Consider the following 18,320-nt stretch of genomic DNA (forward strand, 5'->3'; position numbering starts at 1 on the left):
CTGGAAGTCGGGCGGTCAGGCGGAGGCCAGTGCTGGCTCCGCGGCGGAATCGGCCGGTCCGGCAGCCGTTGCCACGTTTGAAGCGTGAGCCGCGGCCGCGACGGCTGCCGCGACGTTGGCGGTCACGTGCGGGTCGAAGATGCTGGGGATGATGTAGCTGGCATTGAGCTCATTATCATTCACCCGGTTGGCGATTGCTTCCGCGGCGGCCACGAGCATTTCCGGGGTGATGTCGCTTGCCCCCACGTCGAGGAGTCCGCGGAAAAGGCCGGGGAAGGCCAGGACGTTGTTGATCTGGTTGGGGAAGTCGCTGCGGCCGGTGGCCACGACGGCGGCGTGCCGGGATGCGACGGCGGGGTCCACCTCGGGGGTGGGGTTGGCCATGGCGAAGACGATGGCGTCCTTTGCCATGGAGGCGATGTGTTCCTCCTCCAGGATGTTCGGGGCGGAGACGCCGATGAAGACATCAGCACCCACCAAGGCCTGGTGCAGGGTGCCGGCGAACCCTTCCTGGTTGGTGTTTTCCGCGATCCAGGTGCGGTGCGGATCGTTGTACGCCTCACCCTTATGGATGGCGCCGGAGCGGCCCGCGGCCACAATGTGCCGGGCGCCCTGGGCCTTGAGCAGCTGGATGATGGCAGAGCCGGCGGCGCCGACCCCGGACACCACGATCCTCACGTCCGCGATCTTCTTGTCCACCACGCGCAGGGCGTTGACCAGGGCAGCGAGGGTCACGATGGCCGTGCCGTGCTGGTCGTCGTGGAAGACCGGGATGTCCAGTTCCTCGCGCAGGCGGGCCTCGATCTCGAAGCAGCGGGGGGCGGCGATGTCCTCCAGGTTCACGCCGCCGAAGACGGGTGCCAGGAGCTTGACGGTGCGGATGATTTCCTCGGTGTCCTGGGTATCCAGGCACACGGGCCAGGCGTCCACGTTGGCGAACTGCTTGAAGAGGGCGGCCTTGCCCTCCATGACCGGCAGGGCCGCGGCGGGGCCGATGTTGCCCAGGCCCAGCACGGCGGAACCGTCGGTGACCACTGCCACGGTGTTGCGCTTGACCGTCAGGTTGCGGGCAGCGGCGGGATCCTCGGCGATGGCCAGGCAAACGCGGGCGACGCCGGGCGTGTAGGCACGGGAAAGATCGTCGCGGTTGCGCAGCGGGACTTTGGGAACGACTTCGAGCTTGCCGCCCAGGTGCATCAGGAAGGTGCGGTCCGAGACGTGCTGGACCGTGACGCCCTCAAGGGCGTTGAGGGCGTCCTTGACGCGTGCGGCGTGGTCGTCGTCGGTGGTGTTGCAGGTGACGTCGACGACGAGGGTCTCGTGGTGGGACTCGGTGACGTCCAGTGCCGTGATGGCCGCGCCGGCTGCTCCGACGGCTGCGGCGAGTTCGCTGGTGGCGTTGAAGCTTGAAGGTGCTTCCACGCGCAGGGTGATCGAATTTCCGGGGCTGGGGTTCGCCATTGAATGTCCTCCTGTTTGGGCCTGGTCCGGCTTCTGCTCTAATCCGAATGTTTTCGTATTATGGATATTATTATCTACTTTATGGAAACACAACCCCTCCGAATGCGACCGTCCCTTCGCGTCGCGGCGGCGGTGGCTGTGCTGTATGTTGGGTGTTCTAAGCAACTCTTTTCACGATGCGGATAAGAGTTGTCGGATTCCGAGCCATAGGAGACAACGGAATGGCAGAAAAAGCCTCTGGCGGGGTGCAGTCGGTAGAGCGCGTCTTCGAACTGCTTGAGCTCATCACCGATGCCGGCGGCGACGTCACCCTCAGCGAGCTGTCGTCCTCCACGGACCTGCCGCTGCCCACCATCCACCGCCTGCTCCGCACCCTGGTGTCGCTTGGCTACATCCGCCAGCTGCCCAACCGGCGCTACGCGCTGGGCCCCCGGCTCATCCGCCTTGGCGAAGGTGCCAACAAGCAGTTGGGCGCCTTGGCCCAGCCCCAGTTGAAGATCCTGGTGGACCGGCTGGGAGAGACCTCCAACATGGCGGTGCTGGATTCGGACATGGTGATCTATGTGGCCCAGGTGCCGTCGCTGCACTCCATGCGCATGTTCACGGAGGTGGGCCGCCGCGCCCATACCCATGCCACCGGCGTCGGCAAGGCCATCCTGGCCCAGCTCGACGACGACACCGTGCGGGGTATCGTGGCCCGCGCCGGCATGCCCACCCCGACGCCCAAGAGCATCGGCGATGTGGATGAATTGCTGGCCGACCTCAAGCTCATCCGCGAGCGTGGCTACTCCATTGACGAGGAGGAGCAGGAACTTGGTGTCCGCTGCTTCGCCATGGCGGTACCAAATGCCCCCACGCCCAGCGCCATCTCCGTCTCCGGCCCGGTATCCCGGGTGGATGAGGACTTCGCCGACAAAGCCGTTCCCATCCTCCGTGAAGCCGCCGAGGCCATCTCCCGCGAACTCAACCGCACCTGAGGCACCCGCGCGGCGCCGACTTCCAAAACCACACACTAAGCGGCCCCTCCCGTTCGGGAGGGGCCGCCGTCGTCTGTTGCAGGGAAAATTAATGCTCCGACGCCTTCTCAGATGACTGGATGGGGACTTCCTTGCCGTCGCAGTCGATGAGCTTGCCGTTTTCAAACCGGTCGCCCTCGGCCAGGCAGCGGAGGTCCTCGGCGCGCACCAGGCGCTCGGTGCCGGCCACGAACACGGACTGGTTGTCCGAGTTTCCGGCCCGGAGGTGGTTGAACAGCAGGTTCAGCAGGATGGCCATGACCGCGGCCGAGCTGATGCCGGAGTGGAAGATGGTGCCGAACCAGGACGGGAACTGGTCGTAGAAGGTGGGGGCTGCGATCGGGATCATCCCGAAGCCGATGGAGGCGGCCACCACGATCAGGTTCATGTTGTTCTTGTAGTCCACCTTGGACAGCGTCCGGATGCCGCTGGCGGCAACCGTGCCGAAGAGCACGATCCCGGCGCCGCCCAGGACGGGGGTGGGTACTGCTGCCACCACGCGGCCCAGGACGGGCAGCAGGCCCAGGACCACCAGGATCACGCCGCCGGCGCTGACCACGAACCGGCTCTTGACGCCCGTGATGGCCACCAGGCCCACATTCTGCGCGAACGCGCTCTGGGTGAAGGAGTTGAAGAGCGGGGAGACAGCGCTGGACAGCATGTCGGCACGAAGGCCATTGCCGATCCGCTTGGAGTCAACCTTGGTGCCTACGATCTCGCCCACGGCGATGATGTCCGCCGAGGTTTCGGTGAGGGTAACCAGGATGACGATCAGCATGGAGATGATGGCGGCGACTTCAAAGGTTGGCGGCCCAAAGGCGAAGGGGGTGGGGAAGGCGACAATCTCGCCCTGGCCCACCTTGGAGAAATCGGCCAGGCCGAAGACGATGGCGATCACCGTGCCCAGGACCATGGCCAGCAGGATGGACAGCCGGGAGATGGCTGCACTGCCCACCTTGCTGAGGAGCAGGACGATGCCCATGGTCGCTGCAGCGAGTCCGATATTCGCCACGCTGCCGTAGTTGGGGGCCTTGTTGTTGCCGCCCATGGCCCAGTTAGCGGCCACCGGCATCAGCGTTAGGCCGATTGTGGTGATCACCGTGCCGGTGACCACCGGCGGGAAGAAACGGATGATCTTGGAGAACAGTGGCGTGATCAGCAGCCCGATCAGGGAGGCTGCGATGACCGAACCGAAGACGGCCTGGATGCCGCCTCCGCCGTGGACGATGGCCACCATGGTGGAGACGCCGGCAAAGGAGACGCCCTGCACCAGCGGCAGCTGCGAGCCGAAGAACGGGATGCCGACGGTCTGCAGGATGGTGGCCAGGCCGCCGACAAACAGGCAGGCTGCGATGAGCAGGCCGATGTCCTGCGAGTTCATCCCGGCGGCCGCGCCGATGATCAGGGGAGGGGCGATGATGCCCCCGTACATGGTGAGGACGTGCTGGAAGCCGTAGGCAAACATGCTTCCGATCGGGAGCCGCTGGTCCTCGGGGCGGGCCGTCCGTGCGCCTTTGCCGGCGGCTGCGGGGACCAGTTTCTTCTTGGTGTTCATGGCAGACTTTCTTGGTTCATGGCAGACGTCATCGTCTGGCTAACTGGTGTCTGGCTAACAGGTGCTGTGAAGATGCGGGAGTGGTGCCGGGTTTGGCTTCGACAGGCTCGACCACTGATGGTTGAGCCTGTCGAAGCCATGGGCGTGGCGTCTTAGCAGAAGCCGGCGATGCCCGACCACGCCGCGGGTGCGGCAGTTGCGTCATCACGCTGGACGGTGGCCTCGATCAGGCCGTACGGCCGGTCGGCGGCGAAGAAGACCTCGTTGGGGTTGTCCAGGCCGAACGGGGAGAGGTCCACCAGGAAGTGGTGCTTGTTGGGCATGGAGAACTTGATCTCGTCGATTTCGCTGTGCGCCTCCAGCACCTTTGCGCCCATGTCGAACAGGGTCTGCTGCAGTGCGTGGGAGTACTTCTCCGTAAAGCCTTCGAGCAAGAGGCCCTTGACGTCGTCGTAGCTCTTGTTGAAGTCCAGGCTGCTGAAGTCCGTGCCTGCCTTGAAGCGCCAGCGGGCCGATACGTCCGTGGCGAGGATGCGGTCGGTGGTCTCCGGAAGGGTCGTGTAGCGGTCGCGGGGGTAGCCCACGAAGCCGGACTCTGTGGACTTGAGGACGGTCAGGTCCTTCAGTCCGGAGATCAGGTGGGTGGCGGCGCCGTCGCGGACCAGGACCGCGGTTCGCACTTCCTGGCCGTTGCGGACGAATGAGTGGTCGTGTTCGCTTCCGTGCGCCTGGATGCGGTTCCAGGCGTACGATTCGGCTTCCCAGCGGCCGCCGGTGACCCAGTCGAAGCTGGAGGTGAAGTGCTCGCCGAGCCGCAGCAGGAAGGCCTCGGGCGAACCGATGCCGTCCCGGGCGAAGGCGTAGATGGTGTTCTTCTGGGTGTCCGTGGCCACCACGTGGGCGTTGTCGCCTTCAAGGTGGGCCGCGGCGAAGTCGCCCCGCAACTGCGAGGTGACGTTCAGGTCTTCGATCTCGTGGCGGTTGGTGTCCCTGGTGATTTTGACGACGCGGACTTCGGCCTTGCCGTATTGGTTTTCGCCGAGAATGATCTTGCTGCTCATGGTCTTTTCCCAATCTCCGGTAAGTGGAACCAAGGTTCCATCACTGAAATTAAGCGCGCGTTTCAAGCGCGTTTCCGGTGGAGCCGACCCAACAAAAAAGAGCCGGCATCCATTGATGCCAGCTCATTACGACCCTGCCTGCTGCTCCCAGGTTACGTGACGTGCGCCACGAGTTGCCTACCAGCGTACCCCCGCCGGCCGGTGGTGTACATCACAACCCCAAAATTCAGTTTGTGACCGGACTGCCCGGGCGGGGGTTCCCGAGCGACTGTTGACGGCCCGGCGCGTTGATCCTAAACTTTCACAAAGTAGAATTTGCTTTCCGCATTACGAAATTAGGAGGTTTCGATGTACCAGCAGGACACCCCTCCCATGCCGGCCGCCCCGGCCGCCGGAGCCGGCGCGCAGGAGTTCTACCTCCCGATCGGCGGCGGGATCGACCCGGACCTGTTTGTGCCGGAAGAACGGCACCACGAACGCGGGCTGTTCTCGCGCTGGGTCCACGCGCTGCCGGTATTTGGCCGGCGCTGATGGCAGTAGCGGCAAGGCTCAGGAGCCGGGGCGTCCCGGCCACTGCTTGCCTGCCCAGGGGTCGTAGTCCGCGATGAGGTCTTCCTGCGGAGGGCGTTCGTCCTCGGGGACGTGCTGGAGGTTGACGCGGACCCGGTACCAGAGCGAGCTGGACCCGCGCATCCCGTCCACAAGGACGTCGGCCGGCTGGAGCGCGCCAACCGCTGCGGGATGCCGGGCCTTCCACTGGTCAAGGGCTGCCAGCGCCTCGGGCTTGGTCTTGGTCCGGGCAACCTCGATAAGCGGCATGAGCGACTGCCGGCGGCCGGTTCCGTTGCCGCTGCGGGGCGCCTTCTCTGCTGGGCCTAGCTTTTCGGCCAGGGCGAGGAGCCCGTCAAGTGCGCCCACCGCGTCATCGATTCCGGCATGCGGATCGCCGATGTCCGCGAAGCGCTGCGGTACCGTCTGCACCGTGAACTGCGCCGGCCGGGCGGTGCGGACCTCTTCCCACGTGAGCGGCGCGGACACCCGGGCGTCCGGCAGCGGCCTGACCGAGTAGGCGGAGGCCACGGTGCGGTCCTTCGCGTTCTGGTTGAAGTCCACGAAAACGCTCTCGCCGCGCTCCTCCTTCCACCACCGTGCCGAGGCGAGGCCGGGCGCACGGTTTTCCACCTCCCTCGCAAGGGTCTCGGCGGCGAGCCGGACATCACGGTACGACCACTGCGGGGCGATGCGCACCAGGATATGCAGTCCCCGTGATCCGCTCGTCTTCGGCCAGCCCACCAGCCCCGCGTCGGCCAGGACCTCCCGTGCCACGTAGGCGACGTCCACGATCTGCGACCAATCCACGCCGGGCATCGGATCGAGGTCCACCCGCAGTTCGTCCGGGTGCTCCAGGTCTTCGGCCCGCACCGGATGCGGATTCAGGTCCAGGCAGCCAAGGTTGATGACCCAGGCTAGGCCCGCCGCATCCCGGATGACAGCTTCCTCGGCCGACGTTCCGGACGCGTAATGCAGCGTGGTGGTGCCGACGAAGGGCGGGTGGTTCTCCGGCACGCGCTTCTGGAAGAACGGCTCGGCGTCGATGCCCTTGGGAAACCGTTTGAGCACCATCGGCCGGCCACCCGCGCCGCGCAGCGCCCCGTCCGCCACGGCCAGGTAGTACCGCACCAGGTCCAGCTTGGTCAGCCCGGGGTCCGGGAACACCACCTTGTCCGGGCTCGAGATCCGGACCTCAACACCTTCGATATCCAGGACCTCGGCCGGCGTCTTTGACGGAGTCATGCCGCCACGGTAGCAGTGGCCCGGACCCGTGTCAGCCGATCACCGGCCCCCGTTTACCAGGCGCTTGGCCGCCGCTGAGTGCTCCGCGATGAGCCCGGCGATGTCCAGGCCGGGGATTTGCCCATCCACGACGCGCCACTGGCCGCCCACCATCACGCGGTCGGCGCGGTCGGCGGCGCACAACAACAGGGCGGCGACGGGGTCGTGGCTGCCGGAGAAGCGCAGGTCATCGAGCTTGAACAGGGCAAGGTCGGCCTGCATCCCTGGCGCCAGCTGGCCAAGCCCGGGCTGTCCCAGCACTGCGGCCGAACCACGGGTGGCCCAGCCGAGTGCCCGCTCCACGGGGACATCAGCGCCGTAGCGGAGGCGCTGGAGGTACAGCGCCTGCCGGGCCTCCAGGATCATGTTGGAAGCATCGTTCGACGCCGAACCGTCTACTCCCAGCCCCACCGGAACGCCCGCGTCCTCGAGTTCCAGGACCCGGGCAGTGCCCGAGGCGAGCCGCATGTTGGACGTGGGGCAGTGGGCGACCGCGGTCCCCGCCGAACCGAGGCGGCCGATTTCGGCGTCGCTGAAGTGGATCCCGTGCCCCAGCCAAGTGCGGTCCGTCAGCCAGCCCACGCTCTCCAGGTAGTCCACCGTCCGCAGCCCAAACATCTCCCGGCAGAAGTCTTCCTCGTCAAGGGTTTCGGCCAGGTGGGTGTGCAGCCGGACGTCCAGCCGTTCGGCGAGTGCGGCACTCTCGGCCATGATTTCCTTCGTGACGGAGAACGGCGAGCACGGCGCCAGGGCGATCTGGATGACGGCGTCCTCCCCACGCTCGTGGTACGCGCCGATCAGCCGTTCGCTGTCCGCCAGAACCACCTCCGGTGCCTGGACCGTTGACTGCGGCGGCAGGCCGCCGTCGTCCGTTCCCAGCGTCATGGAGCCGCGGGTGAGTGTTGCCCGCATGCCCAGCCGGCGCACGGCCGCCACCTCGATGTCGATGGCGTCTTCCAAGCCGGCGGGAAAGAGGTAGTGGTGGTCGGCGGCGGTGGTGCAGCCGCTGAGCAGCAGCTCCGCGAGGGCGGCGGTGGCGGCGAGCTCCACATCCTTGGGTGTGAGCCGGGCCCAGACCGGATAGAGGTTCTGCAGCCAGGGGAACAGCGGGGCGTTGGCCACCGGACCCCAGGCGCGGGTGAGGGTTTGGTAGAAGTGGTGGTGCGTGTTGATCAGTCCCGGCAGCAGCACGTGGCTGCCGGCGTCGAACGTCTCGGCACAGGGTTCGGACGGTATCTGTCCGGCGGCCAGGACCTCGGTGATGACGCCGCCGCTGATGACAATCCCGCCGGAGGCGTCAAGGTTGTTGGCGGTGAACGCGGCCTGCGGATTCCGGATCCAGAGCCGGGGTGCGGGTGATGGTGCGGGCTGGTGCATGGGTTTTCCTGTCCTGAGCGCGGTGGCAATTGTTCCAGCTCAGTGAGGCCCTGTCTGCTGATCCAGGTGGCCGCGGCGGGCCGCGGATCCGATGAGACTAGCCAGCCCGGGCGCAGGGCGTCAATACCGGCGGGATGTGACTGGCGGGGGTTAGCAGACTGAAACATGGATTTCACATAGCGAAATTAAATTTCCAGAAAACTATGGCGCGGGCCACAAACCGGTGCTAATCTCGATTCTGCCAAAGGCGGGCACCCGAACCCGGGAAGCTATCTACCAGGCGCAACTTAACCTTCGCAGCACATGCTGAAGCCTGGTAACCGTCGCACCTGGTTCTACTGGTCCTTGCACGGCATCAGGCTTCCCGGCAAAAGGAAGTCGCATCATGAGTACCACCGTCACGGCCGAGCAGTTCCTGGCCAGATCCATCCGGCTGGCAACAGCCAACGTCCTGAACAGCGGCGGCCCTTTCGGCGCCATGATCGTTACCGCGGACGGCAAAACGTTCGACGGCGTCAACCGCGTCACCGCGGACAACGATCCCACGGCCCATGCCGAAGTCACCGCCATCCGCACCGCCTGCCGCGAACTCGGCACCTTCGACCTCAGCGGTGCGGTCCTCTACACCAGCTGCGAGCCATGCCCCATGTGCCTCGCCTCCGCCCTCTGGGCCCGGGTTGACCGGGTGGTCTACGCCGCCGACCGGCACGATGCCGCCTCTGTGGGCTTCGACGACGCCGTCTTTTACGAATACTTCGAAAACCAGGACAGGGACTCCCTGATGCCGGTATCCAAGCTGGAACTGGGCGATCCCCAGGCACCCGCACCGCTGGAACCGTTCAATACCTGGAACACGCTCGAATCCAGGATCGACTACTAGGCCGGGCGGCTGAGATGACCATCCTGGACCATTCCCACGAGGAGCATCCGGCTCCAACCACCAGCACCTCGCGGCGGTCGCCGCGTACCCCATCCGTACCCGGCCCGCCGGCGTCGGGATCCTTCCTGGACCGCTTCTTCCAGATCACCCGCCGTGGCTCAACCGTTGCCCGGGAATTCCGGGGCGGCCTGGTCACCTTCTTCACCATGGCGTACATCGTCATCCTGAACCCCCTCATCCTGGGCGGGTTCAGCGCGGACAACGCACCCACCGATGTGGCTGGCGGCTGGCTCTCCGCGTCCCAGGTGGGTGCCGTCACCGGCCTCACCGCCGGCGTCATGACCATCCTCTTCGGCCTCATCGCCAACCTGCCGTTCGGGCTCGCCGCCGGACTGGGCATCAACTCCTTCCTGGCCGTCTCGGTGATCCACGAGGTCACCTGGCCCGAGGCCATGGGGCTGGTGGTCATCAACGGCATCCTGATCGTCCTCTTCGGCGTCACCGGCGCCCGGACCGCGATCTTCAGGGCCGTTCCCAAGGAACTCAAGGCCGCCATCACCGTGGGCATCGGCCTGTTCATCGCCTTCATCGGATTCGTCGACTCCGGCTTCGTCCGGCCCACGGCGGGCGGTCCGCCGGTCCAACTGGGCGACGGCGGCTCCATCACCTCGGTGCCAACGCTGGTGTTCGTCGTCGGCCTCCTGGCCATGGGGATCCTCGTGGCGCGCAAGGTGCAGGGCGGCCTGCTCATCGGCATCGTCGGCACCACCGTGCTGGCCGCTGTCGTGGAAGCCATCATGAAACTGGGTCCTGCCGGCACCACCAACCCCGGCGGCTGGCACCTGAACACCCCTGTCCTGTCCGGCCAGCTGGTCTCCGCACCCGACCTGGGGCTGGTGGGGCACTTCGACCTCTTTGGTTCGTTCAGCCGGATCGGCGGACTTGCGGCCACCATGCTGGTGTTCACGCTGGTGTTCACCAACTTCTTCGACGCCATGGGGACCATGACCGGCCTGGCCAAGAGCGCAGGCGTCGCACACAAGGACGGCACGTTCCCGCGGCTGAAAGCCGCCTTCATCGTCGAAGGCTTCGGCGCCGTGGCGGGCGGAGCAACCTCAGGTTCCTCCAACACGGTGTACATCGACTCCGCGGCAGGGATCGGCGAAGGCGCCCGGACGGGCCTGGCATCAGTGGTCACCGGCCTGCTGTTCCTCGGCTCAATGTTCCTCACCCCGCTCACCAGCGTGGTGCCGCTCGAAGTCGCGGCCGCCGCCCTGGTGGTGGTGGGCGCCATGATGATGGCCCAGATCCGGGAGATCAAGTTCACCAAGTTCACCGTGGCCCTGCCGGCATTCCTGACCATCGTCACCATGCCGCTGACCTACTCGATCGCCAACGGCATCGGTGTTGGCTTCGTGAGCTGGGCCGTCATCGGGGCTGCGTCAGGCAAGGCGAAGAAAATCCATCCGCTGATGTGGGTGGTGAGCATCGGGTTCCTGGTGTACTTCGCCCGCGGTCCGATCAACCACCTGCTCGGAGGCTGAGCTTGCGCCAGCCACACCGGGGGCCGGGCCAACCCTTGGCCCGGCCCCTGCCAGGACCGACAATGGACACCACCGCCGCGCGGAAGAAGGAGTGCCGCCATGCTTGACCTGATCCCTTCGCTGGGCCCGTGGCTGCACCGGCTTGCAGACGGGCAGTTCGCCGTTGCCACCATCGTGGCGGCGTCCGGTTCCGTGCCCCGGCCGGTGGGAACATCCATGCTGGTCACCGAATCCGGCGAGGTGCTGGGCAGCCTCTCCGGCGGCTGCGTGGAAGGCGCCGTGGTGGTGCTCGCCCAGGAGGCAATGGACGACGGCGGCCCGCGCCTTGAGTCCTACGGGTTCAGTGCCGCCGACGCCTTCGCCGCCGGGCTCACCTGCGGGGGACGGCTGGACATCCACATCCAGCCGGTGCCTGCCGCGGTTCCGGCCGAACCCGCCCATCCGCTGCGCACCGCCCTGCTGCAACTCGCCGAACCCGGCCCGGACCAACCCATGGCCCTGGTACGGCTGCTGGGCAGCCCGGGAGGCGCCGCCGTCGTACTGCACCATCCCGCCACGGCCGGCGTGGCCGCATCCCCGGAGCTGTCCTTCCTCCAGGGGGAGGCGGCACTGCAGGTGGAGGCCATCCTGCGCCTCGGTGGCACCGGACTGGTCAGTATTCCCGGGGCAGGGGACTGTCTGCCAGACCGGACAGCGCAGCCTATGGACGGGTCCGCCGTCCTCGTGGAGTCGCGGCTGGCCCCGCCGCGGATGCTGGTGTTCGGCGCCAACGACTTCGGCGCGGCGCTGGTACCGGCTGCGAAGCTGCTGGGCTACCACGTGACCCTGGTTGATGCCCGGCCCGCCTTCGCCAGGCAGCCCCGTTTTGCCGCCGCCGACCAGGTGGTGGCCGAGTGGCCGCACCGGTACCTGGCGGCGGAAGCGGCTGCGGGCAGGACGGACCACCGCACCGTGGCCGCCGTCCTGACCCATGATCCGAAGTTCGACATCCCGTTGCTGGAAGCCGCGCTGGCCCTGGACCTCGCCTACGTTGGCGCCATGGGCTCCCGCCGGAGCCACCTCCAGCGGGTGGGCGAACTCCTCAGCGCGGGTGTCCCGCCGGAGCGGATCGCCCAGCTGCACTCACCCATCGGGCTGGACCTTGGTGCCGCCACCCCCGCCGAAGTGGCGGTGTCCATCACCGCGGAAATCATCGCTGCCCGCAACCGCGCCGCCAGCTGCCTGCCGCTGCGCGAAACCTCCGGCACCATCCACCCCCACCCCGCGCCCACGCCGGCGCCTACAGACTCTGACAAGCAGGAGATTGCATGGACATGAACACCATTGAAGCGGTGGTCCGCACCACCGACCCCGCGGAATGGCGCGACGGCGACGCCTGGCTTGCCGGCGGGACGGTCCTTTTCTCCTACGGCAGCTACGCCTTCGGGCCCCAGCCGCTCAAACGGCTCCTGGACCTCGGCGCCGCAGGCTGGACGCCCATCACCGTCACCGACGACGGGATCGAGCTTGCCGCCACCTGCACCATCGCCGGGCTGTACAGCCTTCCCGGGCTTCCGGATGTGTCGGACCGCGGCTGGCGGGCGCTGGACCTGGTCCGGGCATGCTGTGACTCCTTCGTGGCTTCCTTCAAGGTGTGGAACATGTCCACCGTGGGCGGCAACCTCTGCACCTCGCTGCCCGCCGGGCCCGTCATTTCGCTTTGCGCCGGACTGGACGGCACAGCCACCCTCATCGCACCGGATGGCGGCAGCCGCACCCTTCCGGTGGCGGACTTCATCACCGGCGACGCGAAAAACGCCCTGGCACCCGGTGAGCTGCTCCGCAGCGTCCACCTCCCGGCGTCGGCCCTTTCCGCCCGCGTGGCGTTCCGCCGCCTGTCCCTGAGCAACCTGGGCCGGTCCGGCGTGCTGCTCATTGGAAGGCTCGACGGCGGCACCTCCCTGGTGCTGACCGTCACCGCCGCCACCAAGCGGCCCGTGCAGCTGCGCTTCGACGCGCTGCCGGACGCGGACCGGCTGGCGGCCGGACTCGATGACCATATTCCGGCGGAGCTCTACCACGACGACATCCACGGGCTGCCCGCCTGGCGCCGCGACATGACGTACCGGCTGGCCGAGGAAATCCGCGGCGAGCTGGCAGCGCCGCAGGGAACGCCGGGACTGGCTGTGTCCGGGGACTTCTGGCCGCCCCGGACCGGCGGGATGCCGGGGCCCGGGCCCACAACTCTTTCGAAAGGGGCCTGAGCATGGCCATCGAGATTAACGGAATTTCCGCGGACGCGGCACCCCGTCCCGGGCAGTGCCTGCGCACGTTCCTGCGGGAGCAGGGAAACCTTGGGGTAAAGAAAGGCTGTGACGGCGGCGACTGCGGTGCCTGCACGGTGCACGTGGACGGCACCCCGGTCCACAGCTGCATCTACCCGGCTGTCCGGGCGGAGGGCCATGCCGTCACCACTATCGAGGGGCTCGCGGGTGCCGGCGGCCCCGACGGGCAGCTCCACCCGGTGCAGCAGCAGTTCCTGGAGCGCCAGGGCTTCCAGTGCGGCTTCTGCACGGCCGGCATGGTGATGACGGCCGCCACCTTCACAGATGAACAGAAGGAGAACCTGCCCCGGAACCTCAAAGGCAACCTCTGCCGGTGCACCGGCTACCGTGCCATCGCGGATGCCGTCTGCGGGGACGCCGGGCGCCCGGATCCCCAGGGGCCGGGCTCCGGCATCGCAGGGGACGGGCAGCCGGATCCGGAGCCGGGCCGGCTGGGCGATGACGTCCCGGCGCCGGCCAGCCGCGCGGTGGTCACGGGCGCTGCCCGGTACACCCTGGACGTGCCGCCGGAGCAGCTGCAGGGGCTGCTGCACCTGAAGATCCTCCGTTCGCCCCATGCCCACGCGCGGGTGGTGTCCATCGACAAGGCTGCGGCGCTGAGGGTTCCCGGCGTGGTAGCCGTCTTCACCTCCGAAGACGCCCCGGAACAGCTGTTCTCCACCGCACAACACGAGCTGTTCACGGACGACCCCGATGACACCCGGGTGCTCGATGACGTGGTCCGGTTCATTGGGCAGCGGGTGGCCGCCGTCGTGGCTGAATCGGTGGGCGCCGCGGAAGCCGGCGTCCGTGCCCTCCGGGTGGACTATGAGGAACTCCCGGCGGTCCTCTCACCGCAGGATGCACTGCTGCCCGGCGCCCCGCTGGTCCACGGTGGCAAGGATGCTGCAGGCTCCCGGATCGCCCGGCCTGAGCGGAACGTGGTGGCGGAGCTCCACTCGGAGCTGGGCAGCGTGGCCGACGGTTTCGCTGCCGCCGACTTCATCCACGAAAAGACCTACCAAACCCAGCGGGTCCAGCACGTGGCACTGGAAACCCATGCAGCCATCGCCTCGGTGGACGCGGAAGGACGGCTGCAGGTGCGCACCTCCAGCCAGGTCCCCTTCCTGGTCCGCCGCACCCTGTGCCGGATCTTCGGCCTGGAAGAGGACAGAGTGCATGTGGTGGCCGGCCGCGTGGGCGGCGGGTTCGGCGGCAAGCAGGAAGTGCTCACCGAGGACCTCGTGGCGCTCGCGGCCCTCAAGCTCGGGCGGCCCGTCCAGCTGGAACTGACCCGCACCGAACAGTTCACCGCCACCACCACCCGGCACCCCTTCACCATCAAGCTGAAGGCCGGAGCGAGCAAGGACGGGAAGCTGACGGCCCTGGAGCTGGACGTGGTGACCAACACCGGCGCCTACGGAAACCACGGCCCCGGCGTCATGTTCCACGGCTGCGGCGAATCGCTGGCGGTCTACAACTGCGCGAACAAGAAGGTGGACGCGCATTCTGTGTACACCAACACCGTGCCGTCCGGAGCTTTCCGCGGGTACGGGCTGAGCCAGATGATCTTCGCCGTCGAGTCCGCCATGGATGAGCTCGCCGCCGGGATCGGCATGGACCCGTTCGAGTTCCGCCGCCGGAACATGGTCCGGGAAGGGGACCACATGCTGTCCACCCAGCCGGACCCGGAAGAGGACGTCCATTACGGCAGCTACGGGCTGGACCAATGCCTGGACCTGGTCAGGGACGCGCTGGACCGCGGCCGCGAACGCTACCGGCAGGCCGGCCTTGAGGACCTGGGGCCTGACTGGATGGTGGGCGAAGGCACGGCCCTGTCCATGATCGACACCGTGCCGCCGCGCGGCCACTTTGCCCATTCAAGGCTCCGGCTCCTGCCGGACGGAACGTACCAGGCCGACGTCGGGACCGCCGAGTTCGGGAACGGCACCACCACGGTGCACGCCCAGCTTGCCGCTACCGCCCTCTCCACGGAAGCGTCCAGGGTGGCGGTGCGGCAATCGGACACGGACCTGGTAGAGCACGATACCGGTGCCTTCGGCTCGGCCGGCACCGTAGTGGCCGGCAAAGCCACCCTCGCCGCAGCAGAGGAACTGGCCGTCCGGATCCGTGCATTCGCCGCCGGCATCCGGCAGACCCAGGCCTCCGCCTGCGTCCTTGAGGGCGACGTCCTGGTGGTCGACGGGACTCCCGTGGCACTGTCTGAACTGGCCCAGGCCGCGGAGAGTGCCGGCGTCGAACTCGCCGCCGAGGGGCGCTGGGGCGGGACTCCGCGCTCCGTCGCATTCAATGTGCACGGCTTCCGGGTGGCGGTGAACCGCGGCACCGGCGAGCTGAAGATCCTGCAAAGCGTGCAGGCGGCCGACGCCGGCGTGGTGGTCAACCCGCGGCAGTGCCGCGGCCAGATCGAAGGTGGGATCGCCCAGGCCCTTGGCGCCACGCTCTACGAGGAGGTGGTGGTGGACGACGCCGGAAAGGTCACCACGGACATCCTGCGGCAGTACCACATCCCTACTTTTGCGGACGTGCCGCGCAGCGAGGTGTACTTCGCGGACACCAACGACAAGATGGGGCCGCTGGGGGCCAAGTCGATGAGCGAAAGCCCCTTCAACCCGGTGGCGCCGGCGCTGGCCAACGCCATCCGCAACGCCACGGGCGTGCGCTTCGCGTCGCTGCCAATTTCCCGGGACCGCATCTACCTGGGGCTGAAGGAGGCGGGGCTGGTGCCCAAGCTCGAGCACGCCCGGTCATAACGCCGGGGCCCTGCCCGCACCGTGCGTGCGGAAGGCCCAAAAGGTGTTCGCAGCGGGGCAACCTGACTGCGGGTTGCATCGTTGCATATAGTCAGGGGATGGAACAGCGGATTTTAGGCAAGACCGGACGGAACGTCTCCATCGTGGGGCTCGGCACCTGGCAGCTCGGCGCGGACTGGGGCAACGTGGACCCGGCACAGGCGCAGGCCATCCTCGCCGCCTCCGTGGAGGCCGGGGTCACCCTCTTCGACACCGCAGACGTGTATGGCGACGGCAAGAGTGAGCAGGCTATCGGGAAGTTCCTGGCGGACAACCCGGGCCTCGGCGTCACGGTGGCCACCAAGATGGGCCGCCGGATGGAACAGCGGCCGGAAAACTACACGCTGGCCAATTTCCGCCAATGGGTGGACCGCTCAAGGAAAAACCTGGGCATGGACACCCTGGACCTGGTCCAGCTGCATTGCCCGCCCACCCCGGTCTACAGCAACAACGAGGTCTACGACGCCCTGGACACCCTTGTGGCCGAAGGCGCCATCCGTAACTACGGCGTCAGCGTGGAGCGGACGGACGAGGCCCTCGAAGCCATCCGCCACGAGGGAACTGCCTCGGTGCAGATCATCCTGAACGCCTTCCGGCTCAAGCCGCTGGACGAGGTGCTTCCGGCCGCCAAAGCGGCCGGGGTGGGCATCATCGCCCGCGTGCCGCTGGCGTCCGGCCTGCTGTCCGGGAAGTACTCGAAAGAGACCACCTTCGCGGAGAACGACCACCGGAACTACAACCGCAAGGGCGAGGCGTTCGACGTTGGCGAGACTTTCTCCGGCGTGGACTACGAACTGGGCCTGAAAGCCGTGGCGGAGTTCGAACAGCTGGTGCCGGAGGGCGCCACCACCGCGCAGGCGGCCATTGCGTGGATTGCCGCGCAGGACGGCGTCACGTCGGTGATCCCCGGCGCGCGCAACGTGGATCAGGCCGGGGCGAACGCCGCTGCGGCCACGGTCAGCATCAGCGAAGAGTTCGACGCCGGCGTCCGCTGGATCTACGACCACTACTTCCGTGAGGCCATCCACCCCCGCTGGTAAGGCAGCACCTGTGGGCGGCAGGGAGTTGAACGATGACCAAGACGTCGGACTACCGGGCGGTCCTGGAAGCGCTGCCGTCGGCGCAATGGGAGGCGTACCTCCGCGCCGAGTCAGGATTGCCGGGGCCGCGCGGCAACCTTGAACTGGTTGCGGCGTTCGCCGACGTGGCGGATCCCGGCCTCATCCGACGGCTCGTTGACAGTCCGGACGAGTACCTTGCCACGTGCGCTGCTGTCGGCCTCGGCCGCCTGCTTGCCGCGGGTGACCAGCGCGCCGCGGAAACACTAAGGGTCTTGGCGGAGGACGGGCGCTGGCGGGTTCGTGAAGGTGTTGCCATGGCCCTGCAGCGGCTGGGAGACGCGGACATGCGGGCACTGTGGGCGTTGGCCAGGGAATGGGTGGACGGGAAGCCCCTGGTCCAACGTGCCCTTGCAGCCGGGGTCTGCGAACCACGGCTGCTCCGCGTACCGGAAGATGCAGCCAAGGCAGTGGAAACCCTCGACCGGATCACGGCGTCGGTCGAAGGAACCGGCCCGGAATCGCGGAAGCTGGATCAATTCCGCGTGCTGCGCCAGGGGCTCGGCTATTGCTGGAGCGTTGCCGCGGCCGCTTCCCCTGCCCTGGGCTTCGCGCGGCTGGAGCGGTGGGCAGCCAGCCAGGACAAGGATGTCCGCTGGATCGTGCGCGAAAACCTTCGGAAAGCCCGGCTGTCCCGCGCGGACGCACCGGCAGCGGAACGCGTTGCGGCGATCCCAATTCAAGCCTTCGTTGAGCGGCTGGCCGCCGTCGAGGCCGGGCCGGTCTGCAACAACTTCTTCAACCGTTCCGTCCCGGCGAATGAGCTGCGCCGGCGCAACCTTGAGATCTACCTGCAGGAAATGCTGGACCGGCGGCCCAGGGTACTGCTGGTGGGTGAGGCCCCGGGCTTTAGGGGCATGCGGATCACGGGCGTGCCCTTCACCAACAGGACCATCATCGAAGGTCCCGTCAACAGGTTTGGACTCTTCGGCCCCGGCAAAGGCTATGTGCTGCCGCCGGACGCCGCGGGAATAGCCGCCGAACCTACTGCAACGGTGCTGTGGCAAGTCCTCGAAGAAGTGGACTTCGTACCGCTGCTCTGGAGTGCTTTCCCCTGGCACCCCCACCAGCCCGGCAAGCCCTTGTCCAACCGCACACCAAAACCCTCGGAAACCAAGCTCGGAACATCCTTCTGGCAGGAGCTCGCGGAGATCTTCGGGATCAGCTCCATCGTGGCAGTGGGAAATGTTGCCCAGCACAGCCTGCAGCGCAGCGGCCTGGCTGCCCCTAAGATCCGGCATCCTGCCCATGGCGGCCGGTCCGGCTTCAAGCGGGGACTCGAGGAGTTGCTTGAGGGAAGGCCGCAGGATTGACCTGACTCTTCACGGCCAGAATGTCGGACCCCCTTGTCATGATGGG

At 67.3% G+C, this 18,320-nt stretch carries 14 protein-coding genes and 1 pseudogene; 10 read left to right on the forward strand and 5 right to left on the reverse strand.

Features of this window, described 5'->3' with window-relative positions; translation table 11 throughout:
* Positions 1-15 precede the first annotated feature (15 nt).
* A complete protein-coding gene (locus AC3ANU_RS05505; protein ID WP_488315606.1) occupies positions 16-1,461 on the reverse strand; it encodes an NAD-dependent malic enzyme in 1,446 nt (481 codons plus the stop codon).
* Between the two features lie 221 nt (positions 1,462-1,682).
* Here AC3ANU_RS05505 and AC3ANU_RS05510 point away from each other — a divergent pair, with 221 nt between their 5' ends.
* Positions 1,683-2,438 carry an IclR family transcriptional regulator gene (locus AC3ANU_RS05510; protein WP_483687199.1) on the forward strand — a complete coding sequence of 252 codons (756 nt, stop codon included), beginning with the start codon at positions 1,683-1,685 and terminating at the stop codon, positions 2,436-2,438.
* An 88-nt stretch (positions 2,439-2,526) separates the two neighbouring features.
* On the opposite strand, the gene AC3ANU_RS05515 is transcribed toward AC3ANU_RS05510, so the two are convergent.
* Complete coding sequence (locus AC3ANU_RS05515; RefSeq protein ID WP_488315607.1) at positions 2,527-4,032, reverse strand: nucleobase:cation symporter-2 family protein; 1,506 nt, start codon at positions 4,030-4,032, stop codon at positions 2,527-2,529.
* A 152-nt stretch (positions 4,033-4,184) separates the two neighbouring features.
* Positions 4,185-5,093 (reverse strand): factor-independent urate hydroxylase, encoded by a 909-nt coding sequence (gene pucL, locus AC3ANU_RS05520; protein ID WP_026264395.1) that lies wholly within the window; start codon positions 5,091-5,093, stop codon positions 4,185-4,187.
* A 348-nt stretch (positions 5,094-5,441) separates the two neighbouring features.
* Between pucL and AC3ANU_RS05525 the strand changes: the two genes are divergently transcribed.
* A complete protein-coding gene (locus tag AC3ANU_RS05525) occupies positions 5,442-5,624 on the forward strand; it encodes a hypothetical protein (RefSeq protein ID WP_488315608.1) in 183 nt (60 codons plus the stop codon).
* Positions 5,625-5,642: 18 nt separating this feature from the next.
* Here the strand turns inward: AC3ANU_RS05525 and ligD are convergent, their stop codons facing one another.
* Together ligD and AC3ANU_RS05535 are read right to left on the reverse strand one after the other, a co-directional pair.
* Positions 5,643-6,887: a non-homologous end-joining DNA ligase gene (gene ligD, locus AC3ANU_RS05530; protein ID WP_488315609.1), complete on the reverse strand. Its 1,245-nt coding sequence runs from the start codon at positions 6,885-6,887 to the stop codon at positions 5,643-5,645.
* A gap of 39 nt (positions 6,888-6,926) precedes the next feature.
* The gene (locus AC3ANU_RS05535; protein WP_488315610.1) at positions 6,927-8,303 is read right to left on the reverse strand and encodes an 8-oxoguanine deaminase; all 1,377 of its coding nucleotides are present in this window, start codon (positions 8,301-8,303) and stop codon (positions 6,927-6,929) included.
* Between the two features lie 385 nt (positions 8,304-8,688).
* Between AC3ANU_RS05535 and AC3ANU_RS05540 the strand changes: the two genes are divergently transcribed.
* The 8 genes and pseudogenes from AC3ANU_RS05540 to AC3ANU_RS05575 all read left to right on the forward strand — a co-directional run bounded on the left by AC3ANU_RS05540 (position 8,689) and on the right by AC3ANU_RS05575 (position 18,274).
* Entirely contained in the window at positions 8,689-9,183 is a 495-nt protein-coding gene (locus AC3ANU_RS05540; RefSeq protein WP_018761064.1) for a nucleoside deaminase, read from the forward strand.
* A gap of 14 nt (positions 9,184-9,197) precedes the next feature.
* Positions 9,198-10,727, forward strand: coding sequence for an NCS2 family permease (locus tag AC3ANU_RS05545; protein WP_488315611.1), 1,530 nt, complete (start codon positions 9,198-9,200; stop codon positions 10,725-10,727).
* Between the two features lie 99 nt (positions 10,728-10,826).
* On the forward strand, positions 10,827-12,044 hold the full coding sequence (locus tag AC3ANU_RS05550; RefSeq protein WP_018769704.1) for an XdhC family protein: 1,218 nt from the start codon (positions 10,827-10,829) through the stop codon (positions 12,042-12,044).
* Entirely contained in the window at positions 12,035-12,970 is a 936-nt protein-coding gene (locus tag AC3ANU_RS05555; RefSeq protein WP_018769705.1) for an FAD binding domain-containing protein, read from the forward strand. The genes AC3ANU_RS05550 and AC3ANU_RS05555 overlap by 10 nt, the downstream gene beginning before the upstream one ends.
* Positions 12,971-12,972: 2 nt before the next feature.
* Positions 12,973-15,804, forward strand: a complete 2,832-nt coding sequence (locus AC3ANU_RS05560; protein WP_018769706.1) for a molybdopterin-dependent oxidoreductase — start codon at positions 12,973-12,975, stop codon at positions 15,802-15,804.
* A 98-nt stretch (positions 15,805-15,902) separates the two neighbouring features.
* A complete protein-coding gene (locus tag AC3ANU_RS05565) occupies positions 15,903-16,883 on the forward strand; it encodes an aldo/keto reductase (RefSeq protein ID WP_488315612.1) in 981 nt (326 codons plus the stop codon).
* A 32-nt stretch (positions 16,884-16,915) separates the two neighbouring features.
* Positions 16,916-17,215: pseudogene (locus tag AC3ANU_RS05570) on the forward strand (HEAT repeat domain-containing protein); the annotation flags it as partial.
* 417 nt (positions 17,216-17,632) lie between these two features.
* Positions 17,633-18,274, forward strand: a complete 642-nt coding sequence (locus AC3ANU_RS05575; RefSeq protein ID WP_488315945.1) for a uracil-DNA glycosylase — start codon at positions 17,633-17,635, stop codon at positions 18,272-18,274.
* Positions 18,275-18,320: the final 46 nt, after the last annotated feature.

It is taken from the genome of Arthrobacter sp. SDR-2R, assembly GCF_057747955.1.

Coding starts and splice junctions, on each gene's coding strand:
- AC3ANU_RS05555 (WP_018769705.1), top strand. CDS start 12,035: ATGGACATGAACACCATTGAAGCGGTGGTCCGCACCACCGACCCCGCG.
- AC3ANU_RS05560 (WP_018769706.1), top strand. CDS start 12,973: ATGGCCATCGAGATTAACGGAATTTCCGCGGACGCGGCACCCCGTCCC.
- AC3ANU_RS05515 (WP_488315607.1), bottom strand. CDS start 4,032: ATGAACACCAAGAAGAAACTGGTCCCCGCAGCCGCCGGCAAAGGCGCA.
- AC3ANU_RS05540 (WP_018761064.1), top strand. CDS start 8,689: ATGAGTACCACCGTCACGGCCGAGCAGTTCCTGGCCAGATCCATCCGG.
- ligD (WP_488315609.1), bottom strand. CDS start 6,887: ATGACTCCGTCAAAGACGCCGGCCGAGGTCCTGGATATCGAAGGTGTT.
- AC3ANU_RS05550 (WP_018769704.1), top strand. CDS start 10,827: ATGCTTGACCTGATCCCTTCGCTGGGCCCGTGGCTGCACCGGCTTGCA.
- AC3ANU_RS05505 (WP_488315606.1), bottom strand. CDS start 1,461: ATGGCGAACCCCAGCCCCGGAAATTCGATCACCCTGCGCGTGGAAGCA.
- AC3ANU_RS05510 (WP_483687199.1), top strand. CDS start 1,683: ATGGCAGAAAAAGCCTCTGGCGGGGTGCAGTCGGTAGAGCGCGTCTTC.
- AC3ANU_RS05565 (WP_488315612.1), top strand. CDS start 15,903: ATGGAACAGCGGATTTTAGGCAAGACCGGACGGAACGTCTCCATCGTG.
- AC3ANU_RS05545 (WP_488315611.1), top strand. CDS start 9,198: ATGACCATCCTGGACCATTCCCACGAGGAGCATCCGGCTCCAACCACC.
- AC3ANU_RS05535 (WP_488315610.1), bottom strand. CDS start 8,303: ATGCACCAGCCCGCACCATCACCCGCACCCCGGCTCTGGATCCGGAAT.
- pucL (WP_026264395.1), bottom strand. CDS start 5,093: ATGAGCAGCAAGATCATTCTCGGCGAAAACCAATACGGCAAGGCCGAA.
- AC3ANU_RS05525 (WP_488315608.1), top strand. CDS start 5,442: ATGTACCAGCAGGACACCCCTCCCATGCCGGCCGCCCCGGCCGCCGGA.